General features: G+C 43.6%; 3 protein-coding genes. 2 read left to right on the top strand and 1 reads right to left on the bottom strand.

All coding sequences use genetic code 11. The annotated features are described in order from the left end of the window. Positions 1-2,407 (top strand): hypothetical protein (locus tag PN499_RS10795; protein ID WP_272031862.1); only part of this gene is annotated, 2,407 nt, incomplete at its 5' end. A gap of 129 nt (positions 2,408-2,536) precedes the next feature. Here the strand turns inward: PN499_RS10795 and PN499_RS10790 are convergent. Continuing rightward, positions 2,537-2,866 (bottom strand): hypothetical protein, encoded by a 330-nt coding sequence (locus tag PN499_RS10790; protein ID WP_272031861.1) that lies wholly within the window; start codon positions 2,864-2,866, stop codon positions 2,537-2,539. 195 nt (positions 2,867-3,061) lie between these two features. Between PN499_RS10790 and PN499_RS10785 the strand changes: the two genes are divergently transcribed. Next, on the top strand, positions 3,062-3,685 hold the full coding sequence (locus tag PN499_RS10785) for a hypothetical protein (RefSeq protein WP_272031860.1): 624 nt from the start codon (positions 3,062-3,064) through the stop codon (positions 3,683-3,685). The last annotated feature ends 309 nt before the right edge of the window (positions 3,686-3,994 follow it).

Here is a 3,994-nt window from a genome sequence, read left to right as displayed (position 1 = left end):
GGCTGATACAGAACAGGGAGAAAAAATACTGAAGTACCTTAAAAGCCGCTGTGAAAAGGCTTTAAATTACTGCCAAGAACAAGGCCTAACTGCTGTTGAAGATTTTGCCGAAGCTGTCGAAGAATTGACTGAAGCTGACGGCAAACCTGGTATCAGCGTTAAAGTCACACAAGGTGGCTTCGTCCTCTCCCTCACAGACCGACCTGAATATGGTTCTACCACTGGCAAATACATGATGGAACACCTGGGAGAACCAGATGACAACCGATTCACCACCACCGGCATTAAAGCCACCCTCAACCCAGAAAAGAGTAAATCTCAGAGGAAAAATAAGCCTTCAGACTTAGACGAACTACTTTCCGAGATTGAGGAAACTGATTCAGTACCCAAGCAAGCGTCAAAAGCTAGTTCCAATGCTAAGAAAAAACTGGAATTAGACGAATTCGATGAAGACACTGACCTTCTCGATGAAATTAATGGCAGCGAACCAACAATCAAAACTCAAGCTAAATCTCAAACCAAAAGCAATAGCGATTGGGAAATAGCGGACAGCCGTCATTCTAAGTCCCAAGCTAAATCTCAAATCACTGAAATCGAAGTTGACGAAGAATTTGTGGTAGATGACCTTGAGGAAGAGGATAAAAAACGTATACCCAAAACTAAATCTCAGGCTAAGCCTAAAACTAAAAATGTAGAAAAATTTGTCACCTCTGAAATTGATGAAGAGGAAGAAATTGCACTCCCGCAACAAGTTAAACCAAAATCCCGCCAAGATGAAGAAGAATTTGCAGGTGAAACTGAATCCCACAACCAATTTCGTAGTAAAAAACTTAATCAAAACCAGTTTGAGACAGTTGATAGCATCGACGACCTACTTGAGGACACTCTAACCAAAAGTCCTACAACACAATCCTTGCCATCCAATGGCAATCCCAGAACCCAACGCCGCAAGACATCAAACGAATTGGATATTGATAGCCTGCTCAAAACAGGCGCACAAACCAGCGAGAGAATAGCCACTTCAGGAAATGAAATAAACGGTACAACTCTCTCTGGACTGAGTGCTCAAGCTGCATTTCTAGCCACCCTTGTAGGCATTGATGCAGCACAAAAAGTTATTGGTGCAGCCAGGGAAGCTGGACAAGAACACCAAGTTACTCAACTCATTAAAAGGCTTAAATCTCAAAGCCAGCGTGCCGATCGGCTAACTGAACGAGCCAATCATTTGCCAGCACTCATTGATGAACAAGAAGCACCTATTAATGAACAAGAATCAGAAAATACACCCCTACCTCCTCTCTCCCAAGAAGAACATCAACTCGAAAATCAAGCCTTATCTCAATCTCAAACTGAAACTTCTGAGCCGGTTGGAGCAATTTTAGCCAAAGCCGTTAATCATGTCACCCACCAACTTAAAACCATCCCCCAACCAGATGATGAAGGTAAAAAACTTAACCCAATTGAGATTAATCCTCATGCTAGTTTTGAAGAACAACTCAAACAAATTAATCAAGCCCTCGACCGCTTAGAAAAACGACTGGATACCCTAGAAAGCCGCATCGAAACTTTAGAAAAAGCACTTCAACGGCAATCTTTGAGCCAAACACCCCCTGCTGCGGAAGTTATGCCAGAAGAAAATAACGATGATTTTACCAAACCTGCTAACGGAGGCAAACGCTCACCTTCCCCAGAAAACGAGAGGGTGGACGCAAGGGCACCTGCTTTTGCTCAAGGTCGAAACCCATTAGCTAAAGAAAATTCTAGCCCTCAAACCGAGCGACTTCCCTCAACTGATGAAGCACTGATTACTGAAGCACTGGTACAAATTTATCATGCTGCTGTTGAAGAAGCTGCTCAATATGAAGGCGATCGCTCTCAAGCTACCCCAGCAGCAGCTAATGGTGGTGTTGACCTGGGAAATACCAAACTTTACGTCTTTGTTGAAGGTGAATTGACAACTGTCACCCTAGAAACCAAAAATGGCGTTGAAGTCTTCAACGCTACCTCAGATGAGACGAGAAAATGGAAAGTTACCACTGACAAACTGACTCCTAAAGACAAACAAGAAATTTTGAAATTACCTCACAGCTTAGAAGAGTTTAAACAAGTAAGTAACCAAGAACATCTCGCTCTGCTAGTAGCCGAAAGGGGTAAAGATGCCATCAGTTTAACTGACTCTCAAGGCCACAAATTCGAGTTTGAAGCCGGAGAGGGAATCGTGACTGGCTATACAGAACACGGCGAAGTAATTTATGAAGCCATCCTTCAACCAGACCAGGTAGAGGTACTACAATGCGACATCCCCGCCCACGAACTAGAAAGTTGGTTAGAACGAAGACTTCAGCAAACGCCGACTTCTAACTCCCACCGAGAAACTGACAAAGCTAATCGAGAAGTTCAAATCTAGAGAAGTCCGATCGCGAATTTTGGTGAGGCGCGATCGCTTCTAGTTTTGCGGCTGAGATACAATTGTTAAAAAGTCTGTGGCTTTGACCAGTAAAATGTTCTGATAACTACTATCCAATGCTGTGCAGAATTAATCTTCATTAATTACCTCACAAATGAAGTCTTCACGCTCTTCTTCCGTCATCGAATCCCAGTCTCGCCCCCTTTCAGCAGCAACTTGACGTACTTGTTGTTTGCCGTAGTGTGATAACTCTAGCCATTTACCCCAAGGTTCAGATAATAGAGCCTCCAAGACTTGAGCTTGATCGGTAACTGAAAGTTGTTTGACTAATTCAATTATTTGTTTGGCGGTTAATGTTAGCGTTGCCATAGTTTTTACCTCTTTTATAAATTTTACATTAATTACTTTTGTTTGTGAAGATGCGATCGCCTTTTCTAAACCAATAGTGCGATCGCACAAATCGCACTCACGTTAATTTAGAAAGTCCTACTCGCCTTGGGGGTTGCTATACCTTCTGCTTTCTCAACGACAACCCCCTCCCAATGGATCGATCCAGCTTAGTCACTCAAAAACACCGCCTTTGGTGATGTCAAAGCTTAGTGGCAAAACTTAGAGTAGTAATAAGGAAAATAACTACACTATAGAGAGGTTTGCATGACTGTTCGTTCCTCATCTCGCTATTTATTCCCAACGGCAAAAGGCTCACAAAGCCCCGCCTTTCAATTTCTGAAACAACACAAAATCCGCCCAGGCGACTTCCTGTTTATCGGGATTTGCCTAGCCTCACTTGTCTATTTTACTATCCATGACCCGCTCTTAATTGCGACTTTAGGCTGCTCCAGCATAGTCTTTTTAAGTTTATGGCACATCACTAGAGCTATTCCCCTTGTAGAGCGATATATCGGCTGCAAAATCCGCTTTTGGCACATTGCCACTGCCATTATCACCTCCACTGCACTTTGCTCCGTAATCGATTCCCCAGCCAACGCCATCTTCCTCTCCGGCTTAGAAGAATTTATGAAAGAACTCGCAGAAGGAGCCTCTTCAGCAGGAGGGGAAGCTATTGATGCCGAAGTCATTGAACTGATTTTCAACTTAATTCGCGGAGCCTTCCTTTTATTAGTAGCAGCCGCATCTCTTTTCGCTTACAACCAAGCGCAGCAAGGTAATGACTGGCGACCAATTGTCACCCAAGTTGCCTTAGCTTTTGCCATTGTAATTGCCATTGACGTAATAACTTTCCTCTTCGTTGGCAATGGCGGAGGCGGGGGTGCTTAGGAAAGACGGGGAAGGGGAAGGGGAAGGGGAAGGACAAATTTTCACTTTTTTGAGTTAAACCTTCTTCTCTTACTTATCAAAAATTAGGTCGCAGACTTGAGAAGAACGAGATTTTACTCAACTTGTTCCAGCCTGACTCTTCTTTTAATTAGGAACACTGAATACTGGCTGTTAACAACTAACAATCCCCTTTGTTTTTTCTTCCCTCCCCCCTCTCCTTCTCATTCCCAACACAAATTAGTAGCGAGTAGCGATCAAAGCTAATAACAACCTGGCTTTGCCTTCCCCCTCCCCTTCCCCTTCCCCTTC

The sequence above is a fragment of the Kamptonema animale CS-326 genome (assembly GCF_028330895.1).
Classification (GTDB): domain Bacteria; phylum Cyanobacteriota; class Cyanobacteriia; order Cyanobacteriales; family Microcoleaceae; genus Kamptonema; species Kamptonema formosum.
The sequence above is the reverse complement of the archived record's forward strand: the minus strand, read 5'-3'. Positions and strand labels throughout refer to the sequence as shown.

Bases quoted from the DNA above. Each gene is read 5' to 3' on its own strand.
- PN499_RS10785 (WP_272031860.1), top strand. From the start codon at position 3,062: ATGACTGTTCGTTCCTCATCTCGCTATTTATTCCCAACGGCAAAAGGC.